The sequence below is a fragment of the Rhodanobacter aciditrophus genome (assembly GCF_050026795.1).
Classification (GTDB): Bacteria; Pseudomonadota; Gammaproteobacteria; order Xanthomonadales; family Rhodanobacteraceae; genus Rhodanobacter_A.
This window is the reverse complement of sequence record NZ_JALBWP010000010.1, coordinates 483,058-506,841: the sequence shown is the minus strand read 5'-3', so window position 1 is coordinate 506,841 and position 23,784 is coordinate 483,058. Positions and strand designations below refer to the sequence as shown.

General features: G+C 65.5%; 14 protein-coding genes. 3 read left to right on the top strand and 11 right to left on the bottom strand.

Annotation, left to right across the window (positions count from 1 at the left end):
• Positions 1 to 57: 57 nt before the first annotated feature.
• Positions 58 to 2,535 (bottom strand): outer membrane beta-barrel protein, encoded by a 2,478-nt coding sequence (locus ACQGNW_RS07155; RefSeq protein ID WP_426662444.1) that lies wholly within the window; start codon positions 2,533 to 2,535, stop codon positions 58 to 60.
• 345 nt (positions 2,536 to 2,880) lie between these two features.
• Here ACQGNW_RS07155 and ACQGNW_RS07150 point away from each other — a divergent pair, with 345 nt between their 5' ends.
• Positions 2,881 to 3,450, top strand: coding sequence for a hypothetical protein (locus ACQGNW_RS07150; RefSeq protein ID WP_426662443.1), 570 nt, complete (start codon positions 2,881 to 2,883; stop codon positions 3,448 to 3,450).
• 427 nt (positions 3,451 to 3,877) lie between these two features.
• Here ACQGNW_RS07150 and ACQGNW_RS07145 read toward each other — a convergent pair whose 3' ends face one another.
• Positions 3,878 to 4,360, bottom strand: a complete 483-nt coding sequence (locus tag ACQGNW_RS07145) for a hypothetical protein (RefSeq protein WP_426662442.1) — start codon at positions 4,358 to 4,360, stop codon at positions 3,878 to 3,880.
• A 520-nt stretch (positions 4,361 to 4,880) separates the two neighbouring features.
• On the opposite strand from ACQGNW_RS07145, the gene ACQGNW_RS07140 reads away from it, so the two are divergent.
• A complete protein-coding gene (locus tag ACQGNW_RS07140; protein WP_426662441.1) occupies positions 4,881 to 6,092 on the top strand; it encodes a hypothetical protein in 1,212 nt (403 codons plus the stop codon).
• Between the two features lie 816 nt (positions 6,093 to 6,908).
• Here ACQGNW_RS07140 and ACQGNW_RS07135 read toward each other — a convergent pair.
• From ACQGNW_RS07135 to ACQGNW_RS07115, 5 genes are all read right to left on the bottom strand, one after another.
• Positions 6,909 to 11,318: an RHS repeat-associated core domain-containing protein gene (locus tag ACQGNW_RS07135; RefSeq protein ID WP_426662440.1), complete on the bottom strand. Its 4,410-nt coding sequence runs from the start codon at positions 11,316 to 11,318 to the stop codon at positions 6,909 to 6,911.
• 493 nt (positions 11,319 to 11,811) lie between these two features.
• On the bottom strand, positions 11,812 to 12,243 hold the full coding sequence (locus ACQGNW_RS07130) for a hypothetical protein (RefSeq protein ID WP_426662439.1): 432 nt from the start codon (positions 12,241 to 12,243) through the stop codon (positions 11,812 to 11,814).
• Between the two features lie 244 nt (positions 12,244 to 12,487).
• On the bottom strand, positions 12,488 to 13,003 hold the full coding sequence (gene ssb / locus ACQGNW_RS07125; protein ID WP_426662438.1) for a single-stranded DNA-binding protein: 516 nt from the start codon (positions 13,001 to 13,003) through the stop codon (positions 12,488 to 12,490).
• A gap of 353 nt (positions 13,004 to 13,356) precedes the next feature.
• Positions 13,357 to 16,527 carry a TonB-dependent receptor gene (locus tag ACQGNW_RS07120; RefSeq protein WP_426662437.1) on the bottom strand — a complete coding sequence of 1,057 codons (3,171 nt, stop codon included), beginning with the start codon at positions 16,525 to 16,527 and terminating at the stop codon, positions 13,357 to 13,359.
• A gap of 164 nt (positions 16,528 to 16,691) precedes the next feature.
• Positions 16,692 to 16,943 (bottom strand): transposase, encoded by a 252-nt coding sequence (locus ACQGNW_RS07115; protein ID WP_426662436.1) that lies wholly within the window; start codon positions 16,941 to 16,943, stop codon positions 16,692 to 16,694.
• 437 nt (positions 16,944 to 17,380) lie between these two features.
• Here ACQGNW_RS07115 and pdxR point away from each other — a divergent pair, with 437 nt between their 5' ends.
• Positions 17,381 to 18,859, top strand: coding sequence for a MocR-like pyridoxine biosynthesis transcription factor PdxR (gene pdxR, locus ACQGNW_RS07110; protein ID WP_426662435.1), 1,479 nt, complete (start codon positions 17,381 to 17,383; stop codon positions 18,857 to 18,859).
• A 32-nt stretch (positions 18,860 to 18,891) separates the two neighbouring features.
• Here the strand turns inward: pdxR and ACQGNW_RS07105 are convergent, their stop codons facing one another.
• The 4 genes from ACQGNW_RS07105 to ACQGNW_RS07090 all read right to left on the bottom strand — a co-directional run bounded on the left by ACQGNW_RS07105 (position 18,892) and on the right by ACQGNW_RS07090 (position 23,748).
• Positions 18,892 to 19,584 carry a response regulator gene (locus ACQGNW_RS07105; protein WP_426662434.1) on the bottom strand — a complete coding sequence of 231 codons (693 nt, stop codon included), beginning with the start codon at positions 19,582 to 19,584 and terminating at the stop codon, positions 18,892 to 18,894.
• Positions 19,581 to 22,250 carry an ATP-binding protein gene (locus tag ACQGNW_RS07100; protein WP_426662432.1) on the bottom strand — a complete coding sequence of 890 codons (2,670 nt, stop codon included), beginning with the start codon at positions 22,248 to 22,250 and terminating at the stop codon, positions 19,581 to 19,583. The genes ACQGNW_RS07105 and ACQGNW_RS07100 overlap by 4 nt, the downstream gene beginning before the upstream one ends.
• A gap of 30 nt (positions 22,251 to 22,280) precedes the next feature.
• Entirely contained in the window at positions 22,281 to 22,859 is a 579-nt protein-coding gene (kdpC, locus tag ACQGNW_RS07095; RefSeq protein ID WP_426662431.1) for a potassium-transporting ATPase subunit KdpC, read from the bottom strand.
• 73 nt (positions 22,860 to 22,932) lie between these two features.
• Positions 22,933 to 23,748 carry a TorF family putative porin gene (locus ACQGNW_RS07090; RefSeq protein ID WP_426662430.1) on the bottom strand — a complete coding sequence of 272 codons (816 nt, stop codon included), beginning with the start codon at positions 23,746 to 23,748 and terminating at the stop codon, positions 22,933 to 22,935.
• Positions 23,749 to 23,784 lie beyond the last annotated feature (36 nt).

Genomic DNA, 23,784 nt, shown 5'->3' with positions numbered 1-23,784 from the left:
TGCGCCCGGGCCGCGGCGAAACGTCTGGGAGAGCGGGCGCAGGCTCGATACGTGGTTCTAGAAGCGCACTCCCGCGCCGATGCGCATGAGGTACTGCCAGTTGGCGAAGTGCAGCTGGTCGGCGCGCGCCTGGGTGGTGGTGAAGGCGATCGCGCCGAAATGCGTGACGGAGTAGTCCAGGCGCACGAACACGGCCTTCGTCAGCGGCACGTCCATGCCGACGCCGAAGCGGTTTCCGGTGCGGGTGTCGTTGCGGTCCACCCATGCCTTGGCGTTCTCGCCCTTGATGTAGGTGGTGGCGAAGCGTCCCTTGACGCGGCCGCCCCGCAGGTAGAGCAGGGCGCCGTAGCGCGTGGCGTAGCCCAGCCGCAGCGATGCGCCGTAGCTTCCGCGCCATTCGATGGAGAACACCCGGCCGCCCGGCTCCTTCTGGTGGTACCAGGCCATGTTGTCGGCATCGCTCTCGACCTCGACGCCGGCGTAGATCGCGCCGAAACGGTGGCCGTAGCCGGCGAAGGCGCCGAACTGGGTGCCGCGGCCGCCGAAATCCGTCAGGAAATGGGTGACCTCGGGGATCTCCGCCTGGCGCTGGATCGCATCCAGCCGGCTGCCGAAGCGGTTGTCGCCGCCCTGTGCGCCGACGTAGAAGCCGCCGGGGTCGACATCCTGGCGCGTGGCCTCAGGCACCCCGCCGAACCGCCAACCCACCCCCAGCAGGAACCGGCCGACGCTGCCGGTGAAGCGGTCCTCGCCGCCTTCATAGCGGACGTCGTAACCCTCGAAGTGCGCTACCTCGTAGCGCGCGCGGGCGAACAGGTGACGGCCCAGCGGCGCGTCGATGCCGAGCCCGTAGGCGTTGGCCCAGCGCGCGTTGGATTGGCCGTGCGGTGTGCCGCCCTTCTCGGCGTAGCTGCTGTCGAACCCGGCGCGCAGGCGCTCGGCGCTCGCGAACAGCAGGTTGCCGCCCGGCAACAGCGGGCCGCCGAGGATGGCCACGCTGCGGGCGCGGCGCTCGTCGGTGCCGAACACCCGGCTCGACGGCGTCTTGTCGTGGAGCCAGTCGATCCGCGAACTCTCGAGGGCGGCCTCGGCGCCCAGGTACCAGCGGTCGATCGCCAGGCCGTAGCCGGCGAACAGTGCCTCGGTGGCGCCGCTGCCCGCAAAGTCGCCGCGGTACGTGCCGTGCTCGCCGCGCAGCCCGGTGACGCGCGTGCCCATCGCGCCGTAGCCGGTGCCGGCACCGAGGTAGAAGCCGCCGGCGACCGCGCCCCATGGCGATGGCGTCATGGCGGGCTCGCGTGCCGCGATGGCGCCCGCGCCGCCGTCCATGCGCACGCCGACGTAGACCTCGTTGCGGCCGTACTCGGCATCGGCCACGTTCGAATGGCGCTGCAGCAGCTGATAGTTCGCATCCAACTGCAGGTGGCGCCGTATCCGGTAGCTCACGCCGACGCTCGCGCCGAACAGGTCGTCGCGCCGCGCGATGCCGCGGAAATCGCTGCGCGTCACGTCCACTCCGGCATAGGCGGAGAGGCGGCCGTCGAACACGCGCCGTACCTGCAGCCCGACGCTGGTGTCGACGTAGCTCGAGGTGCCGGGCAGCGTGGTCTCCTCCACCGAGCGGCTGAGGTTGGCATCCAGCGTGGTCCCCGGCGTGACCCGCCAGGACAGGCTTGCGCCCGCCGTCGGCACGGCCACGGCGGGCAGGCGCGGGTCCGCGTAATGCTGGGAGAGCCAGCCCGCGTAGAACTCGCCGCGCAGGTCGCGCGTGTCGTGGCTGGCCACGCCCACGACCCAGCTGTCGCCCTGCGAGCCGCGGCGCAGGCCGTTGTCGTCGATCCGGCGCGCGTAGGTGCGCTCGTCGTACGTGCCCTGCGTGAACAGGTCGACGTGGGGCGACAGCGCGTAGCCGAGGCGCAGGCCGACGCCGACCACGTTGCGGTTGCGGTCCGCGTTGTCGATCGCGTCGCCGGCCGCATCGCGCACGTTGCGGAAAATCAGGTGGTCGAACGTGCCGCCGACGCGCAGCGAGACGGCGGACCAGCGTTGCGACAGTCCGAGATAGGTGCTGGCATCGGTGAAGACAGTGGGACGCGTGCCCTGCACGTCGTCGGGCGAGGTCCGGTCCTCGTGCGCCCGGGCGTAGCCCACGCCGCCGAACACCTCGCCGTAGGCGTTCACGCGTTGCCGGCCGGACGCGTCCAGCTGGTAGTCGGTGCTGTTCTCGTTGGAGTTGCTGCGGTAGCGCGTTTCCGTCGCCTGCAGGCCCAGGCTCAGGCTGTGGCCGTTGCCCTGGCCGGTCACCTGCAGCGACGGCGACACCGTGAACAGCAGGTCGCTCTGCGGCTGGGCGGGCGTCGCGTAGACATTGCTGTCGTAGGTGACGCCCGTGGCCAGGCCGGGCACGACCTTGAAGCCGGACGGCGTGCCGGCGCTGTCCGAGGTGTCCGAGGTGTCCGGCGTGCCGGACTGCCGCGTCGCCGTCGCCGGCAGCGTCTGCGCGAACGCGGCTTCGCAGGCGCCGTGCAGGAGCACGGCGGAAAGCGCGGCACCGAGCGTCCGCTTGGCCAGAATCGACCTGTTCCTTTGCCCCCTGCTTTCCATGTCGTTGCATCCGGTTCGCCGGCACGCCCCCGTGTCGTGATGCTTCATGCTGGGGATTCGAGGGCGGGGCGAGTTGACCCTGGTCAACGGAAGCCGATTGCGGTGGGCATGCGCTCGTAGGTATGCAGTCGGGCAGCGGTCGGCGGATCGCCTGCCTCAGGTTCCCGTCGCGGAGGACCGACACGGACAGTTGATCGTGATCAACATGGCCCCCGGTCGGCACGACCGAAGATCACGGTGCGGTTCTTGTCACCGCCATTCGATCAGGAGTCCACCATGAATTCACGACACGTACTCGTTCTGGGTATCGCCATCGCCGCGGCAGGCGCGCTGCCGGCGATGGCTTATCAGTCGCGCGGCGGCCAGGGCGGCCAGGCGCAATCGTCCGCAGGCGCCGCGCGGGGCGTCACCCAGCAGGATCGCCTGCACGACAGGCTGCTCGACCAGGATCGGCTTCACGACCAGGATCGGCTCCACGATCAGGATCGGCTCCACGACCAGGACAGGGATCGTCTGCGCGACCGCGACACCATCTACGGCTCGCAGTTGATGACGCCGGCGGAGCGCACCGCCTACCGGAAAAAGATGCGCAGCCTGAAGACTGCCAAGGAGCGCGAGGCGTTCCGCATGCAGCATCACGAGGAAATGCAGCAGCGTGCCCGGGAGCGTGGCGTCACCCTGCCCGACGAGCCGAACCAGAACCGGGCGGGCTCTGGTGCGAACGTCCAGCAGCGCACGGAACAGCAGCAGCGCAACCAGCAGATGGATCAGCAGATCCAGCAGCAGGAGCGTACCCGCCAACAGGAACAGCAGCAGCAACAGGATCAGAGTTCGCAGGGACAGTGAGGCCTGTCCGCGCCGACAGGAAGTCGGCAATCGACCCGGACGCTTCGTGCTGCCGGAGGCGAGGGCATCGGCATGCCCCGTGGACAGGCAACGGCGATTGTCTCAGGCCACCTGGCGTGTCCGCTTTGAAAAACGAGAAAGCCCCGCAACTGCGGGGCTTCTCCATCATCTTCTTTGCAGCGCGGGAGCATCTCACGCGGGTTCTTGATACCTGAGCATGATATCTAACCGCCACAAAGCCTGATGTAGAGCCAACGTAGCACCCCAAACCGAACACGCAAGGGCGCATCCTGTCTTGTTTCCGGGGCCGCTCAAGATAAAACGCAACAACTTCGGATGCAGGCCAGATGGCCTGCATGATGCGGGCAGGCCGCTCACTGGCGGCCGACGCGCCTGCAGGGGCGCGTTTTCAATTCCAGTCTTGCAACTAGAGCTGTACGGGGTCGGAGAAGGAGACTATGTTTGCGGGGTCCTCGTCGGAGGACAACACCTTTGCGATCAGGTAGCCCAAGCCTGCCAGCGCCACGGCGCCGCCCACCAGCGCCACGGTCGTTAGTGCCGACGAATCCGTTTCCCGATCCCGGCCGGCCTGGGCAATCGCGGCGCGATCGCTGGCGAAATACAGGTCGGCCACACGCATCCGCTCCGACGCGGTCTCGGCGGCGTCCAGAAAGCGATTCGCGACCCGCTCCCGGGAACCGTCCAGGCCTATCTGACGGGCATCATTCCCGCGGCCCGCCTCAAGTAGGCCATCTGTGATCGCGTTGAATAGAGGGGCAGGTGACACCAACGGGCCGCTGAGCACTGCAACGGATTCGCGCCCTGGCGCGATTGCGCGGTGCTCGGCCCGCAATCGCTGCAGCTCACGCAGCTTCTCCTGCATTGTCCAGCCTTCGTACGGACCAGTCATGGCTGCGCTCTCCCGGAACCCACGAGCGAGTGTAAATCGAAAGCAGATTCGGCGTGAGGAAGTGGTGCGAGCGATGTGCAGCACGATTTCCCGTGTCTACAGTGCGGCGACGAAATCCTGCGTGTCGTAGCGTTTGTCGGCACCTAGCGTGGCCCCTCGCAAGACGCCAGCCGCAGTGAGCAGATCCAGCGCACCGTCCCGCTCACCGGTGTTGACGCGCGCCGGGACTTAACCAGATAGCCGAAAATTGATTGACCAGGGCCGGCATCGTCCAACCTGGCGCGCGGCGAGGGTTCGCTGTTAGTGGAGGTGGTCAATCGAAAGCGAGCACGATGGCCAATTCGTCGAGAGCGCCAAACACGCAGGGCTTCCCTTGCTGACCCGGCGTATGAACTTGAAGCATGGCAAGGCACTCGGCCACACTTTGCCGCGCCGAAGGTCACGCGGACGTAGATCCGCCATCTTCTAGCGGCAGGCGTTCTCTTGCCAACAGGAACTCAAAGCCACGAGGGCTACTGATATGCCAACAATCCCGGGCTCCGACCTCCCGCCCCCACTCTCATGGGATGAATTTGAGCTCATCTGCAGGGACTCGTTTGGCCTGCGTTGGAACACCCGCGACTTTCATCGACACGGCCGGCTTAGGCAGGCTCAAGAAGGCATCGATATCTATGGAACCGACAGTCGCGGAGACTTGGTCGGCATCCAATGCAAACGAACCACTCGTTCAATCGCCCCCGAAGTCATCGATACGGCGATCCGGGACGCGGAAGGGTTCAGGCCAGAGATCAAAAGGTTGTACATCGCCACCACGCTGGCAAGTGATGCGAAGACACAAGAGCGCCTGCGCACCATATCAGACGAACGAACGAGACAAGGCAAATTCGGCGTTGAGATCGTATTCTGGGGTGAGATCGTTCAAGACCTAGCCGAGAACCTCACGGTAGCCAGAAAGCACTTCCCTCAATATTTCACCGATGTCCCCTCCCTTCCAACGAATCCTCACCCTGCAAACGGCCCGAACGTATCATCGGTGACGCATACGCTTCCGCAGATCAAATTGCTTGATCAAAGTCGCAATCCCACTCAGAAGCTGCTAGTCCCGTATCAATGCGCCTGTATCCCCAATATTGAGGCATTGCCCGACTTCACCGACACGCGTTGGCCGTTCTTGAGGAAGCTGCGCAAGAAATCGAATCTAGGCTATTGGCGAGAGTTTGCAAAAGTAGCCTTGATCTCGCTCAACAGCTTCTGGTTCGACTTCGAAATCATCAACGACTCGAACACCTACTTAACCGAATGCACGGCGCACTTCACCGTGGCCGCACCCAACGGTCGGCCTGTGCCAGCTCACAGCCCTGTTCCAAAAGCGCCGACGCCGTATGGTAAGCAGGACCAGTGGCTCAAGGAATATGCACATTTCATCGCTTCTCAGAGGAGTCCGAAAAGAGGCTGGAAAACCAGGGAGCTATCGACAAGAAACCTGCGGCCTGGCGAAACAGCCGGGTTCAGCGACGGCTTGCTCCTTTACTTTGGCGAACACTCGCATTTAGACATCCAGTACAAAATACTCGCCAAAGAACTAACTCAGCCCGCGACGGGTGGTCTATCCGTCTCCGTGAACGTTCCATTTGAGAGCCTCACGTTTGAGGAGCTTGAAGCATTCGCGACTGCGAAAGGGCATGACCGTGGTCCTCGATACGTCGTGAAGTCCAGCAGCCCATTTGAGTAGTGCGATCGAAGACGCTTCACCAGCTGCAAACGCCAACCACCTGCTCACCTTCGCCACGGCAACTGATCGGCGGCAGCAACGATACTGGACTGCTGCCGGTTTCATAGACACAGAGCAGTACCGACGCCCCCCGTTTCCACAGACAGTTAGACTGATCGCGAAGAGCCTCTACAGCAAGCCTGCCTAAGTGGCGGCCAATCCAAGCGTCGGACCGAACCCCGTATACACAAAATTCTGCACACGCTCCCCACCAGGGCCGACCTGGCTGGCACGCCGTCCAAACCCATGTGAACCCATTGGCACTGGAGGCGGCCACATCACGAATAATTTCCGTACTTGTCCCTTCTCTGATAGAGAGCCCCATATTTCGCCGCGCGCGACTTCAAAAGCCCAGCCAGGCTCAGAATATCGTCAAAGCTATTTGTAACCGAAAATATTCGCCGGCCGCCCTTAGCGTATGCCGACAGATTGCTCGAGCTTCTGCCAAAACCTTCGTTGAAAACGATTCTCTCAATGTCACGGTATTCAACGGACCTGGATCCGCCAAGCCGATTCACAACGAGGCAATCATCTCTGTCCTCGATGGAAAATTTCCTCATGGAAACGTATGAAGCAAGCAGAAGCACGGCGGGAAGTATGCCGACCAAGAGGTATGGCAACAAATCGATCCCTCTCGGCTTGGGCGTGAGAAAGATATAAAACAAGATCACGAAAAGTACCGGCCACGGGGCACAGAATAATAAGAGCCGCAACCTGCCGGGGCGATATCGAAACACAGCCCCGGAATCCCCTTCCGCGATCTTATGCATAAATATTCTACCTTTGCTCTTGCCCTTCCATCGCCGAGACCGGAGCGGTTACTGCACCAGCTGTGCTTCCGCCCACAATCGTCGCCCTTACGTCTGATGGAGATGGATCCCAATGCATTCCATCACCAAGATCACTGGCAACATTCGATGCATCCAAATCGCCAACCATATCGCCAAACGCACTAGCCACACCCGCAAAGGCAATATCTTTGCCACTCAATTCCACACATCCCTTTTCCATGCCATTAACCCCTTCCCTGTATGCCTCCATCGACATGCTAATACCAGCCCTCAGGGAAACGCCCTCGACCAGGGAGAGACCATCCGTTAGTCCAGCAAGACCACCAGTAGCGGCACCGACAACCGTATCGTTGAATAGTGCGCTGCCCCTATCGCCAGACAAATAGCCATTTGCCAAGCCCCATACACCACCAACCAGAGCACCAACTCCAGCAAGAATTGGATCTCTGCCATCATGATCCTCAAATCTCAGCGGATTCGCATAACCGTACGCATACAGATTACTCCCCGCCGCCCACCCCATCGGATCGGCTTCCACGTAACGGCCCACGCTCGGGTCGTAGGTGCGGTGCAGGTTGTAGTTGAGCCCGCTCTCGGCGTCGAAGTACTGCCCCGGGAAGCGCAGGTTATTGGTGATCTGGGCCACCTGCAGCTGCGCCTTGCCGAACGGCAGGTATCGCGCCTGCCACACCACCTGGCCCTTCGCGTCGGTCATCGCCTGCGGTGTGCCGAGGACGTCCGTGTGGAAGTAGTAGACGAGCGCCTGGCCGCGATCATCGGGACCGCGATCGCGATCGCCGTCATTGCGGTCGCGATGATCGCGGTCGCCGCGATGCTCTTCGTCTTCGCCCTGATCGTGGTCCATTCGGCTATCGAGACGAGCCAGCGGCATGTTGCCCAACCACACGTAGTCTTCGATGTGGCCATGGCGATCCAGTTCGGCCAGCAGTCGGCTGCCTGGACCGTAGACGAAGCGGGTGTCCTCGCCCTGCGCCTGCTTCCAGATGCGCTCGCCAAAGGCGTTATAGGCATAGCGCGCATCCGGGCCGTCGCCATCGTCGTGATCGCCATGTTCGTCGCCGCGGGCGCGGATCGCCACCAGGTGCTGGTATCCGTCATAAACGAAGTGCCCCTGCTCCGGCGTGTAGATCGTGTTGCCGTCGGCGTCACGCTGCCGCTGGCCGCCTCCTTGCCCGTCCGAGGTCAGCCAGTTGGCGGGATTGTAGGTGTAGACGCTGGTCGCCCCGTTGCGGACGAGACTGGTGCGGTTGCCGTTGAGGTCATAGGTGTAGCCACGCGTGCCGTAGCCGTCCTTCGCCGTGTCGGTCGACTGGGTCAACCGATTCATGGCGTCGTAGCGGTTGTCCTGTTCGCTCTTGTCGGCATCGAGCAGGGTGGTGGGATTGCCGGCAGGGTCATAGCTGGCACCCTTCGCCCAGGGGCCGCTCTGTTCCAGCAGCGGGCGGTAGTCCTGGTCCACTTCCTGCAGGTAGCTGGCGCCGTTGCCGAAGTTGAAGCCCGCCGGGCCGGCGAACGGGTGGTAGCTGAAGTTGCGGGCGAGCACGGTTACCGGGCCACCGTGTGGCGCCTGGACACTGACCTGGCTGACCTGACCCAGTGAGTCATAGTCGTACCGTACCACCTGCCCGTCGGGGTAGGTCAGGCCGGCGAGCTGACCGCCGGGCCGATAGGTATAGGCCGTATGCAGCCAACGGCCACGAACGCGGTCCGACCGCTCGGTCAGGCGCTCCTGTCCGTCGTAGGCGAAGCGCATGACGGTTTCGCCCTGCTCGCGCACCGCGCAAAGGCGACCCACACCGTCGCGGCAATGGTCGTAGACGAAACGATAGGCTGGAGTCCGGCGATCGGAGCTGGCCTCGTAGACGATCCGGTTGAGCGCGTCGTAGGCGAAGGTGGTGACCTGGCCCTTCGCGTCGGTGGAACGCACCACGTTGCCGGCCGCGTCGAATACGCGCGTGGTCGTGCCGGTGTCGGCGCTGGCGGTGACCAGCGCATCGCCCCAGGCGTCCGGGGTATAGCGCGTAGCCTGGTGGTTGGGGTCAACCAGTTGCGTGAGGTGCCCCTGGGCATCATAGCTGGCGGTGTTCACGCCGCCGTCGGCCTGAGTCCACTGCACCAGGCGGTTGAGTGCGTCGTACTGGTACTGGGTAACATCGCCGATGTCGGTGCGCGGCCCGTTGCGGACGGCCAGGTTGTCGTGTGCATCGCGCGTGTCGGTAGTGGTCTGGTTGTAGGCACCTACGTCCTTCGCCACCCGGCCGAGCGCGTCGTAGACACGATGATGGCTGTACACAACCTGCCCGCTGGCATCGAGAATCTGTACCTGGGTGACGTCGCCGGCGGCATCCAGGGTGAATACCTGCTTGCTGCCGTCAGCGCGGGCAATGCTCGTGAGGCGGTGCGCCGCATCGTAGCCGTAGCTCGTGGTACGGCCATCCGGCGCGATCGTCTCGACGAGCTTGCCCACCGCGTCATAGCGGTACTGCGTGGTCTCGGCGCCTGCCGTCAGCGATGTCAGCCGGTTCATGGCGTCGTAGCCCAGGGTGATCACCAGGCCGTTCGGGTCGGTGATCTGCAGCGGCCTTCCGGCCGCGTTGTAGCTGTCCACCGTGGTGGTCTGGCCCAGCGCGTTGACCACGTCGCGCACCTGGCCGCGACAGCCAAGGGGTGCGTTGCCGGGGCAGCTGGCATCCGGCGCGTAGTAGTCGGTGGTGGTCACCTGAGCCACATCGGTGCGCGGACCGCGGACCACGGTCTGCAGCACGGCGCCCGCGACGTTCGGTGCATAGGTGTAGGCCACGGTCCAAGTGCGGCTGAGGTGGTTGGCCGTGTCGGTTTCGGTGCGGCTCAGCACATGGCCATGGTCGTCGTAGGTGTAATCGGTGGTCAGGCCGGGGGACGTCACGCTGTCCGGCAGGCGGAAGCGCTTATCCCAGGTCATCGCCGTGGTGCGCGCCACCGGGCTGCCGGCGGCGTCGGTGCGCGACAGCATCAGGTTGCGCGTGGTGTCCCAGGCGAACGTGGCGTTCTGCGGTGCGCTGCGGTCGCCCGGCACGTCGGTAAGCCCGGTGACGTAGCCGTTCGCGTTGTAGGCGATGGACTCAGTGTTTTGTGCGCTTGTGCAGGTCGTCCCTGCGCACGGCGTCTGGATTTCAGTATTGCGGAAACGGTTGACCAGGCTCTGGAAGTCATAGACGCGGGTGGCGCCGCGGGCATCCGTAGCGCTGGTGGCGCTGCCGCCGAAGTTCATCGACAGCGCGTTGACGCCGCCCGCCAGCGAGGTCGAGGTGATGTTGTCGTAGCTGGGATCGTAGTTGTAGGTGGCGTAGGTGACGCCCTTCTCGTCCACGATGCCGGTGAGGAAGGCCGTGTTGATACCCGACTGGTAAAGGTAGCGGCGCACGCTGCCGTCAGGATGGGTCACCGACACCAGGTTGCCGTTGCCGTCGTAGGCATAGGCGCTGACGCCTCCGTCGGGATCGGTGGCCGTCTGGATGCGCCGCTGGGCGTTGTAGGCGAACTGCAGCACCCGGCCGTCGCTGTCGGTAACGGAAACCAGCAGCCCCGGAACAGGAGCCACCGACGCAGGCGTGGATGCCGTGCTGTAGCCCAGGGTCTGCATCAGGCCCGCCCGGTTCGTGATCGACAGCAGCCGACCGGCCGCGTCGTAGCGTTCCGTCGCATCGTTGCTGGTGACCAGGGTCCAGCCGGTAGTGGCGCCGTTCGCGCCCGTCTGCATCGTCAGCTTGGCGTTGACGTCGGCATCGCTGCTCCAGGCGCCGCCATTGAGTGCATAGGTCAGCACTTGGCCGTCCGGACGCAACACTTTCACGCTGGTCAGCGGCTGGCCGGAATCGGGCAGGATCGCAGCGCCGTAGCTGAAGGTCCAGTCCACGCCCATCGGGCTGACATACGCCGCGAGGCCGTTGCCGCTCTGCGCCGCCGTGATCGAGAAAAAGGAGTTGTACGAGCGCACCATCTGCAGCGGGAACGCTCCTGCGCCCTGCCAGTCGACATGCTGGCTGTAGAGGTTGCCCGTGGCGTTGTCGACCGGGTCGCCCGAAGATGCTCCCGGTGCCTTGCACGTGAGGTCGGGGCTCTTGGGATTGCCCTGGGATTTCTGGTTGGTCTGCGGCGAGCACACCTCGTCGCCGTCGCCATCGTAGGCACCGACGTCCGCCGGATCGCACGCCGGCTCGGACTGCGCCTGGGCGCTCAGCGGCGTCGCCATCAGGCCGACCGCTCCCAGCCATGCCAACGACGCTATCGGCAGGGAGGCGACGGAAGCTCCGAGCGCTAGGGTCAGCGCCATCGGCAAGGCGGCAGGGCGGGATAACGCGCAGCGGGCAGCGCGGGACAGCGGCAACTTCACCATGACAGCTCCTTGTATCCGTGTGAAAGGCGTTTCGAGAATTCGAATCAATCTGCACGTTCGTCGCGCACAGCTGCGGCGTAGTGCTTACCGCGCTACAGCAGAAAAATTCGGTGATCAGCTAGCCGAGGGAGGCGCAACTCGGTATGGCGCCGCGCGAGAGAGCAATCCGCTGCCATGCATGGACATCCATTTCATTCCCCCACTCCCCTATAGTGGCGAACACGCCCTTTGCAGGCATGCGAATGGGCTGAAGTCTATCGACGTCGCAGCAGGTGATGTCAACAAGCAAGATTTTACGGCACCCGAAGTGTGATCGGGATGGATCTATTGTCGAGATTGCGCCTGAAACGATGCGTTCGATTGCGCTCGAGGTGCCCTACGCCAGACAGCGCCCGCATCGGCATCTCAGGCAGCTTGGTGCACACGGGGCCTGAGATGATCAACTCGAAAAAGCAACATCCAAATGGAGGTGGACTCCAAACCACCGTGCTACTCAAAACCGGGGGGGCGTCGGCCGACCAATCAACCCGCGATGAACCTGATCAATCTGGCGCGCGGCCACCGTATCAATCGCAGAGCCAAGTAGGGTATGCGATAGCCACCGAACGTAGTTGGCGACATGCGTCAAACGGGCGTATTCGCTTCCAGCTCCAATCCTCTGCGTTGCTTTACGCCCTCGGAATGGCGCGACCGCAGCGCCACCATGCTTGCTGCGTCGCTTCTGGCATTCATCCCTGATCGTATCCAACTCTGCCGGACTGAAGAAACGCCGCTCCCTGATTCGACTCTCCAGATTGACACCTCGCTCGGAACAGTAGGTAAGCAGCACATTGATCGCCGCAGAGGCGGCATTCATGCTGGCTGCCGACAGTGATCGATTTCGGACCTGCGTCGTCACAAACAGGTTCGGATAGAAGAGAGGCATGCCAGTGCCGGGATCGACGAGCAGGCAATACCTCTCGCCATCTCCCAGAACGAGGCCTTGAGTTCTATATCCAAGTCGCATCTCCAAGCTCCGATTGAAGGCTCACAACAGTTCTCAAGGTGCAGCTTATGCGAGGACATAGGATGGAAGTTGACTCAGAAACGTCCAGTTTGGGAAAAGAAAAACCCCCGACGAATCGGGGGTTTAGGCTCACAAACCGGACAACAATAGTCTAAGGTGCGTCCTAGAACGGAATGTCGTCGTCCTCGAATCCGCCAGTGTTGGCCGGTGCCGACGGCGCCGGTGCGCCGCCGCCGCGCTGCTGGTTGCCGTAGCCACCGCCGTAGTTGGCGCCGCCCTGCTGGCGCTGGCCGCCTTGCGGGCGTTCACGCTGGAAGCCGCCGCCGCCAGCACCGCCCTCGCCGCCACCGCCGAGCATCTGCATTTCGCTGGCGACGATGTCGGTGGAGTAGCGCTCCACGCCGTCCTTGTCGGTGTACTTGTCGGTGCGCAGCGAGCCTTCGATGTAGACCTGGCGACCCTTCTTCAGGTACTCGCCGGCGATCTCGGCGAGCTTGCCGAACAGCTTCACGCGATGCCACTCGGTGCGCTCCTGCTTTTCCCCGCTCTGCTTGTCGGTCCACTGCTCCGACGTGGCGATGCGCAAGCTGGTGATGGCGGTGCCGCTGCCGGTGTAGCGGGTTTCGGGATCGGCACCGAGATTGCCGACCAGGATGACCTTGTTGACTCCGCGTGCCATGGATGCGCTTCCTGGGTTGGCCGGCCGCACTTGAGGTTGGATTGCGGCCGGGGTTGAGGTGGCGGTCATCATACCTTGCCGTGGACCGGACGCGTCCACCGCGAGCCGCGCAGACCTTGTAGTCCCAGGCAGGCCCGGGGTGCAGGGCAGCGCCAGCGGCACTGGTTTCCGGTTGCACGAACCGCTTGCGCGGCCGACATCCCACGGTGTGTCGCCCCGCCGCGGCTGTCGCGCGATTGCCGTACATGCCGAGACGACAAGGCCGCCGGTTGCCCGGCGGCCTCGTCGATCCGCTCGCGTCGTTCCGGCCCGTGTCGCCGATCCACTGGCGACACGGGGCGCGGGGACGATGCTTACCAGTCGTACTTGACGCTGAACGCGGCGTAGCGCGGTGCCTCGATGCCCCACGGCACCTTGTACGTGGAATCGGGGACGTTGCCGTTGCCGGTGCCGCCGTAGAAGTCGTTGTAGGCGGTGACCTTCTGCTCGTTGAACACGTTGTGGACCTGCAGCTGGAAGCTCAGGTGCTTGCCGGCCCATTCCGGGATGTAGTTCACGGCCAGGTTGAGCTGGTGCGTCCACGGCGTGTGACCGGCGTCGCCCGGGCGCGACGGCACGCCGCCGCACCAGTGGTAGTTCTCGCCATAGCTGATCGGATCGGTCTGGCCGGTGCCGAAATAGCCGAGACAGGTGATCGGCGCACCGGACTGGACGATGTAGGTGCCGCTGACCAGCCACTCCGGCGTGATCGCGTAGGTACCGTAGGCCTTGAAGGTATGGCGGTGCGAGTTCGGCAGTTCGCCGTTGGCGTACTGCATCAGCTCGGGGAAGTCCCAGGCGGTGGTGATCGAGCCGGACGAGTGGCCGCCGGCGGAGCCCGAGGCGTTGCTGATCTGGTGCGTGGCGGACTGGGTCGGGCCCTCCGTGGTGCCGTAGCTCTTGGCGAACACGTAGTCGATCTTGCCCATCCACTTGCCGTCCCACGGATGCTCCAGCGACTCTTCCAGGCTGTAGTACTTGCGGAACGCCGCGGGGAAACCGATCACCTTGCCGGCAGGGCTTGCGGCCGCGCCCGGGTTCCACGTGTAGGTCTTGTAGGTGCCGTCCTTCGCCAGATAGCGCAGGGTATTGCTGCGTCCGGGGTTGACCAGCACGTCGACTTCCGAACTCAGGTTGTTCGGGTCGGCATTCGCAGGGATGATCAGGTTGCCGGACGCGTCGTAGAACGCACCGGTGTCGTCCACGATGTCGTTCATCTTCGAGTAGGTGGCCTGCGAGGTCCACACCAGCGACTGGCCGAATGCATTGAACGCCTTCTGGAAGCCCAGCACGTATTCGTCCTGGTACATGGGCTTCAGGTCGGCCGCGGCGACCACCTTGGGATCCTTCGGCTGGCCGTACTCGCCGTCGGCGGAGTACGGCGTCGAGGTCGTCGGAACCTGGGTCAGGCCCTGCGGAATGCCGTTCGCGTCGATGGACGAATAGGTGTAGTACTGATAGCTGAAGTTGTTGGAACCCGCCATGCGGGTGCCCAGGCCGGAAGGCAGGGCGAGGTAGTAGCGACCCACGTTGCCATACAGCTTCGCGCTGCTGTCGCCGAAGATGTCCCAGCTGAAACCGATGCGCGGCGCCCACTGCGGCTTGGTCTGGCGCACGTAGGGCTGCATGTCGCCGTTGTAGTTCGTGAACTGGTCGTTGCGCAGGCCAAGGTTCAACATCAGGTTCGGCGTGACCTGCCAGTTGTCCTCGACGTACTGCGCCTTCTGCATCACCGTGAACGAGGCCACGCCGCCGTAGTACACCTTCGCCGCGTAATAACCCGTCTGGCCGTTGGGATAGAACGTCGGGCTGTAGGCGCACTGGCCCAGGCTGTTGCACGCCATGTACTTGCCGTCGATGAGCGTGGCCGGCGCCTGGCCGTATTGCCAGTAGTAGCCCGGACCGCCGGAGATCGAGCCGTCGTTGATGTCCGTGCTGCGCTGGTTGTCGATGCCGAACTTCAGGTCGTGGTCGCCAAGCTTCCAGTCCAGATCCACGCGGAAGTTGTTTTCCGTCGACTTGTGATCGGGCGACGCCAGCGTGGAGGGATAGTTGTTGCTGTTGCCGAAGCCCGGCACCGCAGGGTTCTGGAAGTTGGTGGTGACGAGGCCCGGCGTCTGCGGATTGAAGCCGGAGTAGGCCAATTGCTGGCTGAAGTAGGTGCTCTTCATCTTGCCGCCCAGCACGCTCAGCGTGAGGTTGTCGGTGATGTACGAGGTGAACTTCAGGATGTTGACGTCGAACTTGCTCGAGTACAGCGGGTTGTTGATGGAATTGAAGCCGCCGATGGTGTTGTTGCCGTAGTTGTAGTTGTAGGCGTTGTTGAACTGATCCATCACCTTGCTCTGGATGTGGGTCAGCTCGAGGGTGTTGTTGTCGTTGATGTTCCAGTCCAGCTTGCCGTAGAACTTGGGCGAGGTACTGCCGTAGCTGTTGTAGTACGGCGAGAGGACCGAGCCGGTGGTTTTTGTGTTGTCGTGCTGGGCTTCGGCCGTCAGATAGAAGAACAGCGTGTCCTTGATCAGCGGACCAGAGATGTAGGCGTCGTAGATCGTGGTCCAGCTGCTGTTGTGCTGGCGGTTCCGGTAGATGTCCCCGTACTGCTGGCCTGGCGTGGTGACCAGCGGGTTGGCGAAGTGCTCGTTCTCGTAGCTGCCCTGCGCCCAGTCCGGCATCCACGTGGCATAGACGCCGGCGTGGAACTGGTTGCCGCCGCGCTGGCCCACCTGGCTGATCACGCCGCCGGTGGAGCGGCCGTATTCGGCACCGTAGCCGGAGGTGATGGTCTGCTGCTCGGCAATGGCGAAATACGGCAGGGCAACACCGCCCGCGCCGCCCACCGGATCGGTGGTGTTGAAGCCGTTGATGTAGTACGCGTTCTCCACGACCGAGTCGCCGCCGAAGGAGATCAGCGGGGTGCCGGCCGGACCCGTGCCGAGGACGGCGTTGCCGCCCGCCGTGCCGGGCGCCAGCAACGCAATGGACTCGGCATCGCGCGCCACGGGCAGCACCTTGAGGTCCTGCGAGGTGATCACCGAAGTCTGGCGGGTGGAGGACACGTCGATCGCGGGAACCGAATTGGCCGTGACGGTGACGCTGGAGAGGTTCTGGACGTTCTTGCCTGACTCGGCCGTGACGAACGGCACCTGGGAGCCGCCATTCACGCTCACCGGCACGTTGTCATGCGAGGCCACCACGTTGCCGCCCTGCATCAGCGACACGCTGTAGTTGCCCACCGGCAGGTTGCTGACGCTGTAGCGGCCGCTGCTGTCCACCGCGACCTCGCGGGTAAGCCCGGTCTGGTTGTTGACGACCCTGACCGTTTCGCCCGTCGCCGCCGGCGCGGTACCGAAAATGGAGCTCGTGGTGGCCTGTGCCAGCGCCTGGCCGGTCACGCCGGCACCGGCGGCGATGGCCAGGGCCAGCGCCGTGCGGCGCAAACGCGCGGCACGCGACGTGGCATTGCGGAAATTTGCGATATTCATCAAGCGACTCCCCAGCATATGACATGAACAAAGGTCCCGGCCTTCAGGCACGCGACCCCACAAGGTTTCTTACCGTGGTTGGAACACCTGCAGAAACAACAGAAAACCGCCTCTTCGGCGGATGATTGCGAACCCTGGATGCCTGCACGACGGCAGTGCGCGACTCATCCCGTTTTCTCGAGAAGACGGGCGGCAATACCGGCAAGCGTGTCGCGCTCGATCGCAAGCTTTTGCACACAGGCGCGCAATTGGTCGGCGTCATTGGGGCGTGCCGTCCGGCCACGAAAGCGACGCACCCAGACCCGCACGATCTCGCCGCGCAGGCCCAGCTGCTGTGCGGCCTCCCGCGTGGTAAGCCGGTGCTTGACCACCAGCCGGATGGCCTCGTCTTTCAGCTCATCCGGATAGAACTTCATGCGCATCTTCCACTCTCCGTCATCTCGTCACGCGTGTTTTTCATGACGCAAGAATTTTCCAATCGGCCATTCCCGAACAGATCGAATCAAACCGGAACCGGTTCGACATGCCTAAAGCGGCATTTCTTTGAATCCATCATCCGGTCACATTAAATAAACATTCACGGCCATTACAGAACCAATCGAATGGGAGCGAACATGACCAATGGCGCTAGCCAGTGCACGGATCCACCCACCGCTCGTTCACGGCACGGACGTGCCTTGTGGCACATGACGATGCAGCCAAGCCATGCCTGACAATTAGCCGGATATCCCCTCTCCCCCGGCCAATTCCGGGTCATTTCAATTTCCGGGCAGGTAATCGTCCTGCTCAGGTCGAGTAACGCCGCGACATAACCAATTTCACGGAAGCGTCCATAACCAATTAAGGAGCCATGATGTTTCTCGAACTCGATGGCCATGGCCCGCACTACAGCCAGCTCACGCGCGCCATGAAGTCGGCCATCCTCAGCGGCCGGCTCGCCGCCGGCGCCCGCCTGCCTCCCACCCGCGTGCTGGCGGAGGATCTGGGGGTTTCCCGCATCACGGTGCTGACGGCCTACGAGCAGTTGCGTGCCGAGGGCTACATCGTCGGCCGCGTGGGCTCAGGCAGCTACGTGAGTACGTCGCAGGCCGACCCCATGCCGCCGCGGCGGACCACGCCCAGGTCCATCGCCCCGCTCACGCGCTATGCCAAGCGCGCACGGCAGCTGGCGGACTGGTCGATCACCGCGAAACATCGCGACCGGCGTCTGGACATGCAGTACGGGCGCCCGCAGGTCAATCCCACGCTGGGCGCGATCTGGGGGCGCGAGCTTGCCTGGGCCGCCACCCACACCAAGCTCGACTGCACCAACATCCAGGGCCTGCCCGCCCTGCGCGAGCAGATCTGCGACTACGTGGCCCGGCGCCGCGGGATCAGGACCTCCCCGGACCAGGTGCTGATCGTCGGCGGCACCCAGCAGGCCGTTGCGCTGACGTCGCGCGTGCTGCTGGACGAGGGCGACGAAGTGGCTCTCGAGGAGCCCCATTACTTCAGCGCCAGTCAGCAGTTCAGTGCCCATGGGGCATCGCTGCTGGCCATCCCCACGGATCACGAGGGTCTCGTTTGCAGCGCCTTGCCGAAACAGGCGCCGCGCCTGGTGATGGTCACGCCATCCCACCAGTTTCCCGCCGGCCCGGCGCTGTCGCTGTCGCGACGGCAGGAGCTGCTGAGCTACGCGCGGGAGACGGGCTGCTGGATCATGGAGGACGACTACGACAACGAACTGCGTTACGACGCCTCGGCACTGCCGGCCCTGCGCTCGCTCGACGGCGACGACCGGGTGATCTACGTCGGCACCTTCTCCAGGGTGATGTTCGGTGCGCTGCGCCTCGGCTACATGGTGTTGCCGGAGGCGCTGTGCGGCGACTTCATCAACGCCAAGTACCTGTGCGATCGCGGCAGCCCCGCCATCGAGCAGGCCGCGCTCGCCCATTTCATGGAGTACGGCGGCTTCGAGCGCCATCTGCGCTACGTGACCCGGGAATTGGGCGCGCGGCGGCGGGAGCTGATCGCCGGCCTGCAGCAGCACGCCGGCGATCGCGTGCAGATCGCGGATTCGCATGCCGGCATGCACGTCACCGCATGGCTGCCCAACTACGACCATGCGCAGGTCGACGCGCTGATCGCCGACGCGCACGAGCGCGGGCTGGGCCTGTATTCCATCGCCCCGCACTACCGGAAACCACCGGACGTGCCGGGGCTCGCCCTCGGCTACTGCGGCCTGTCCAGGGCACAGCTGCAGGAGGCGATGCAACTGTTCGGCGAATGCCTGGACGCGGTCGACGCCGCCGCAGCCCAGCCGTCAGCCGCGGCGCGGCGCAGGCAGGCCTGAAATCGCCTCGCCGCGTGCGTGTCGTACTGCGCTCAGCCCAGGAAGCGGTAGCCCACACCCGGCTCGGTCTTCAGCCAGCGCGGCTGCGCCGGGTCGTCGCCCAGTTTCTGGCGCAATTTGCCGATCACGATGCGCAGGTACTGGCTGTCGCGGGTGTGGGTGGGCCCCCACACCTCGCGCAGCAGCTGCGGCTGGGTGACCACGCGCCCGGCATGGCGCAGCAGCAGTGCCAGCACGGCGTATTCCTTGCGGGTCAGCGCCAGCTCTACGCCATCCAGGCGCACCTCGCGGCGCAGCAGGTCCACGCTCAGCCGGCCGTCGTCCCAGCGCGGCGGCACTTCCGGCTCGCTGGCCGGGCGCTGACGCAGCAGCGCGCGCAGCCGCGCCATCAGTTCCTGGATGCCGAAGGGCTTGGTCACGTAATCGTTGGCGCCCGCGTCCAGCGCGCGCACCTTTTCGGTTTCGGCGTCGCGCACCGAGAGCATCAGCACCGGCACCCGGCTCCACTGGCGCAGCTCGGCCAGCACCTCGTGGCCGTCGCGGTCGGGCAGGCCCAGGTCGAGGATCACCAGGTCCGGGCTGCCGGTGGCGGCCTGCGCCAGGCCTTCGGCGGCATTGGCGGCGAGCAGCACCTGATAGCCCTCGGCGCGCAGGCCGATGTCGAGGAAGCGGCGGATCTGCGCTTCGTCGTCGATCACCAGCACGCGCGGTGCGGAAGCGGTCATGGTTGCGTATCGGGCGGTGGCGGCAGCGGCAAGTTGATGCGGATGGTGGTGCCCGCGCCGTCGCCGGGCAAGGCCTCCACGCTGCCGCCGTGCGCGCCGATCATGCCTCGGCAGATCGCCAGGCCCAGGCCGGTGCCCTGCGGCGCGCGATCGCCGCGCGCCACCGAGTAGAACATGTCGAAGATGCGCGCCCGCTCCTCCTCCGGGATGCCGGGGCCGCGGTCGGCGACGTCGATCAACAGGCGCTCGCCGGCGCCATGCACGGCGATGCGCACGGCCTCGCCGGGCGGCGAGAAGCGCGCGGCGTTCTCCAGGATGTTGAACAGCGCCTGCTCGATCAGCGCCGGATGCACGTACAGCAGCACGGTATCGGGCGGCAACGCGGTATCCACGCGCAGGTCCGGGAACAGCTTGCGCAGGCGCGCCACCGCGGCCGCGACGATCTCGGCCACATCCACCCAGTCGCGGTTGAGCTTGAGCGTGCCGTGGCCAAGGCGGGTCATGTCGAGCAGGTTCTGGATGTAGCGGTCCAGCCGCTGACCCTCGCCCAGGATCGCTTCCAGCAGTTGGCTGCGTTCCTCGGGCGGCAACTGGTCCCCGTAACTGGAAAGCGTGCCGGCGGCGCCGATCATCGAAGCCAGCGGCGAGCGCAAGTCGTGCGAGACCGAGGACAGCAGCGCGCTGCGCAGGCGCTCGGTTTCGCCCTGCACGCGCGCGCTCTCCAGCTCGTCGGCCAGCCGCGCCCGCTCCAGCGCCTGACCGATGTCCTGCGCCATCGCCAGCGCGAGGCTGCGCCGCTCGGGGTCGGGTTCGGCAACGCCCTCCGCGAAGCGCAGGGCGGCCACGCCGAGGCGGTTGTCTTCGCTGCCCAGCGGCAGCGTCCAGCAACTCGCGGCATTGATGGTGTCGGTATAGCGGCCGGCCGGCTCGGCGTGCTGCTCGCTCCAGTCCGCCGCGGCCAGGTCCTGCATGCTCAGGGTCATGCCGCGCGGCGAAGCGGCCATCGCCTGCAGCCGCTGCGAGGCGTCGCGCGCCAGGATCGCCACCTGGGCGTCCAGCGCCTTGGCCATGGCCTGCGCGCCGACGTCGCGCACGCCTTCGGCGTCGGCACTGGCGGCCAGCCGCTGCCCCAGCGCGAGCAAGGCGCGCGAACGCACCTGCGCGGTGCGCAGCGATACCACCTGGCTGGACAGCCGCGTCGCCAGCCGGCTGCTGACCAGCGCCGCCAGCAGGAACAACCCGACCGTGAGCACGTCGCCGGCGTTGCTGATCATCAGCGTGTAGCGCGGCGGAGTGAAGAAGAAATTGTCGCCGAGGAAGCACAGCAGCGCGGTGTACACCGCCACTGACATGCGCGTGCGCACCGCCACTACCAGTACGGCGGTGAGAAAGATCAGCGACAGGTTGGCCACCGACAGGTAGCGATCCACGGCGAAGGCCAGCGCGAACGCGGCCAGGGTGGCCATGGCCGCGTAGGCGTACTCGTCGCGCGAGCCGCCCACCGCGGAGCGCTGCAGCCGGCGCCGCGACTTTGCCCGCTCGACCGGGGTGGCGATGATCGCCAGCTCCAGGTGGGCGCCGCGGCGCAGCAGTTGCTGGGTGAGCGAGCGGCCGAGCATGCGCGCCAGCGGCCGTTCGCGGGTGCGTCCGAGGATGATCTGGCCCACGCCTTCGCGGTCGGCGTGCGCCAGCAGTTCGTCGGCCACCGCGTGGCCGCGCAACACGATGGCTTCGCCGCCGAGCCGGCGCGCCAGCCGCATCGCGGCGTCGATCCGCTCGCGCCGCGCCGGGTCGCCGGCGCCGCCGGTGTCGACATAGGCCACGCTCCACGGCGCGCCGCGGCGCTCGGCGATGCGCCGCGCCACCCGCACCAGGTACTCGCTCTGCGCATGGCCGTCGATGGCGGCCAGCACGCGGCGGCGCACCGGCATCGCGCCGCCGCGCGCCAGCATGTGCTCGCGCAGATCGCTCTCGACGTGGCTGGCCACCGTCTCCACCGCCAGCTCGCGCAGCGCGGCCAGGTTGGTGGGCGAGAAGAACGCGTCCAGCGCGGCGGCCGCGGTCTCGGGCACGTAGACCTTGCCCTGCTTGAGCCGCTCGATCAGCTCGCGCGGCGGCAGGTCGATCAGCATGATGTCGCGCGCGCGGTCGAGGAAGGCGTCCGGCACCGTCTCGCGCACGGTGACGCCGGTGATCCGGCGCATCTGGTCGTTGAGGCTTTCCAGGTGCTGCACGTTGAGCGCGGTGTACACCTCGATGCCGGCGTCGAGCAGCTCGGCGATGTCCTGCCAGCGCCGCTCGTGCCGGCTGCCGGGCAGGTTGCGGTGCGCCAGCTCGTCGACCAGCAGCACCGCCGGCTTGCGCGCCAGCGCGGCGTCGAGATCGAACTCGGTGAAATCGCGTTCGCGGTAGCGCACGGTGCGCCGCGGCAGCACCTCGATGCCATCCAGCAAGGCCGCGGTCTCGGCGCGGCCATGGGTCTCGACCAGCCCGACCACCACGTCCACACCCTGCCGTCTCAGCTCGCGCGCGGCGGACAGCATGGCGTAGGTCTTGCCCACTCCCGGCGCGGCGCCCAGAAACACCTTGAGCCGGCGATGCTGCCCCTCCTGCATCGTGCTCAGCAGGGCGTCGGCGCGGGCCTGGCGGTTATCGTCGTCGGTCATGGGCTGTCGCGGCATGGACACCGCCGTACCTTAGCGCTTCTGCAGGGCGTCCAACGCCAGGTTGAGCTGCAGCACGTTCACCCGCGGCTCGCCCAGCACGCCGAGCTGCCGGCCGCGGGTATGCGCCGCCACCAGTGCGGCCACCTGCGCCACGGGCAGCCCGCGCAGGCGCGCCACCCGCGCCACCTGGTACTGCGCGGCGGCCGGGCTGATCTCGGGGTCGAGGCCGCTGGCGGAGGCAGTCACCAAGTCCACCGGCACCGGCGCGGCGTTGCCCCGGTCCACGGCGCGCAGTGCGGCGATGCGCTGCTTCGCCGCCTCGGTCAGCGCCGGGTTGGTCGGACCGAGGTTGGAGCCCGACGAGGAACCGCCGTTGTACGGATTGGGCGTGGTCGCCGAGAGCCGCCCCCAGAAGTACTTGGGATCGGAGAACTGCTGGCCGATCAGCGTGGAGCCGACCGCCTTGCCGTCCTTCACGATCAGGCTGCCGTTGGCCTGCCCGGGAAACAGCGCCTGCGCCAGGCCGGTGACCAGCAGCGGATAGGCCACGCCGGTGAGCACGGTCAGCAGCACCAGCATCAGGAGGGATTGACGCAATAGCTTGCTCATAAAGGACTCGATGTCTGGAAAGCGCGGCCGCGGTGGGCCGCCGATGGGTTTTCGCGAACGGGAGCCGATCGCCTCAGAACGTTCCCTGCAGCATCACGAAGCCGCGCGTGCCGCCGACATTGCGCACGTCGCCGGCGTTCATGAAGCTGCTGGTGCGGCGATAGAAACGGTCGTTGGTGGCGTGCGTCACGCCCAAGCTGGCCGACCAGTGCGCGGAAAACTGATCCTTCAGCGTGGCACCGAAGTCGGCGTAGTCCGGATGGCACGCGCCGTAGGCGTTCGGCGCGGCCAGCGCGGTCGTGTAATGCGTGTAGCCGGCATGCAGCGCCAGGCTCCAGGCCGGGCCGAACGGGAAGCTGGCGTCGAGCTGCGCATAGCTCGTGCCCCTGGAGTCGCCGCGGTAGCCCTGCTCCACGTCGGCGCCGAAGTAGTCGGTCAGCGCGTAGTTGTACTTCAGCGTGAACTGCTTCCAGCTCAGCGCGGCGTTGGCCTCGCCCGTGTTCAACGAGCGCGACGGCAGGCCTGCCTTGTCCAGGTTGGCGCCCGGGTAAACGTAGCCGTAGAGACCGGCGCGCCAGGACCAGTCGTCGTTGAAGGAGGCGCCGTAGCTGGCGTAGAGATCCAGCTCCATCGAGCCGCCCGGATAGCTGTTCTCGCTGATCGCCGAGCCCCAGAAGCCCGCGGCGAATCCGTTCGCGAGCACCAGGTCGGCGCCGCCCTGCACGGCCGGATGTCCCCAGGTCTGGGTCAGGCCGCGGAACATGTAGTCGGAGGCCACCGCCACGTTGCCGGTGACCGTGGTGGCGGGCGCGTCGGCGGCGCGCGTCGCGGGCATGCAAGCGGCCAGGGCAAGCGCGGCGAGAGGAAGAAAGACGATGCGGATGTTCATGGAAGACTCCGCGCCGGGCTTCAGTGCCGCGGCGCA

What these genes read in the sequence shown, in the direction of transcription:
- ACQGNW_RS07150 (WP_426662443.1), top strand. Translation starts at nt 2,881, where the DNA reads ATGAATTCACGACACGTACTCGTTCTGGGTATCGCCATCGCCGCGGCA.
- ACQGNW_RS07145 (WP_426662442.1), bottom strand. Translation starts at nt 4,360, where the DNA reads ATGACTGGTCCGTACGAAGGCTGGACAATGCAGGAGAAGCTGCGTGAG.
- ACQGNW_RS07140 (WP_426662441.1), top strand. Translation starts at nt 4,881, where the DNA reads ATGCCAACAATCCCGGGCTCCGACCTCCCGCCCCCACTCTCATGGGAT.
- ACQGNW_RS07135 (WP_426662440.1), bottom strand. Translation starts at nt 11,318, where the DNA reads ATGGTGAAGTTGCCGCTGTCCCGCGCTGCCCGCTGCGCGTTATCCCGC.
- ACQGNW_RS07130 (WP_426662439.1), bottom strand. Translation starts at nt 12,243, where the DNA reads ATGCCTCTCTTCTATCCGAACCTGTTTGTGACGACGCAGGTCCGAAAT.
- ssb (WP_426662438.1), bottom strand. Translation starts at nt 13,003, where the DNA reads ATGGCACGCGGAGTCAACAAGGTCATCCTGGTCGGCAATCTCGGTGCC.
- ACQGNW_RS07120 (WP_426662437.1), bottom strand. Translation starts at nt 16,527, where the DNA reads ATGAATATCGCAAATTTCCGCAATGCCACGTCGCGTGCCGCGCGTTTG.
- ACQGNW_RS07115 (WP_426662436.1), bottom strand. Translation starts at nt 16,943, where the DNA reads ATGAAGTTCTATCCGGATGAGCTGAAAGACGAGGCCATCCGGCTGGTG.
- pdxR (WP_426662435.1), top strand. Translation starts at nt 17,381, where the DNA reads ATGTTTCTCGAACTCGATGGCCATGGCCCGCACTACAGCCAGCTCACG.
- ACQGNW_RS07105 (WP_426662434.1), bottom strand. Translation starts at nt 19,584, where the DNA reads ATGACCGCTTCCGCACCGCGCGTGCTGGTGATCGACGACGAAGCGCAG.
- ACQGNW_RS07100 (WP_426662432.1), bottom strand. Translation starts at nt 22,250, where the DNA reads ATGACCGACGACGATAACCGCCAGGCCCGCGCCGACGCCCTGCTGAGC.
- kdpC (WP_426662431.1), bottom strand. Translation starts at nt 22,859, where the DNA reads ATGAGCAAGCTATTGCGTCAATCCCTCCTGATGCTGGTGCTGCTGACC.
- ACQGNW_RS07090 (WP_426662430.1), bottom strand. Translation starts at nt 23,748, where the DNA reads ATGAACATCCGCATCGTCTTTCTTCCTCTCGCCGCGCTTGCCCTGGCC.